This window comes from Pseudomonas sp. SMV7, assembly GCF_052041995.1.
Taxonomy (GTDB): domain Bacteria; phylum Pseudomonadota; class Gammaproteobacteria; order Pseudomonadales; family Pseudomonadaceae; genus Aquipseudomonas.
The window spans coordinates 1-430 of the sequence record NZ_JBKGGT010000062.1; the positions used below are offsets into that span (position 1 = coordinate 1).

The window sequence follows — 430 nt, forward strand, 5'->3', positions numbered from 1 at the left end:
TGCCGGCTTCAACGGTGATGGTCTGGCCGTTGGACAGGGTTACGGTCACCGGGGTCTGGGCCGGGTTGCTCAGCGTCACGGTGTAGGTAATCACGCCGCCTTCGGTCACCGAAGGGGTCGCCGTCAGAGTCGCAGTGGTGACATCGACCGAGTCGTTGATCGTGGTTTGAGCAGGAGTCGGGTTCGGCGTCAGCTGCTCGAAGTTACCGCCGGTGGCGTTTTCGATGGTCACACTGACGGTCGAGCCGTTGTTATAAACATCGTTCGCCGGGGTTTCAAAATTGACACTGCCCTGGGTCTTGCCGGCTTCAACGGTAATGGTCTGGCCGTTGGACAAAGTCACGGTCACCGGGGTCTGAGCCGGGTTGCTCAGGGTCACGGTGTAGGTAATCACACCACCTTCGGTCACCGACGGCGTCGCCGTCAGGGT

1 protein-coding gene is annotated in these 430 nt (G+C 60.7%); it reads right to left on the reverse strand.

Annotated elements, in window-relative coordinates:
* Positions 1-430: immunoglobulin-like domain-containing protein (locus ACLEJP_RS25530; RefSeq protein ID WP_440810917.1), on the reverse strand; the 430-nt coding region annotated here is incomplete at both ends.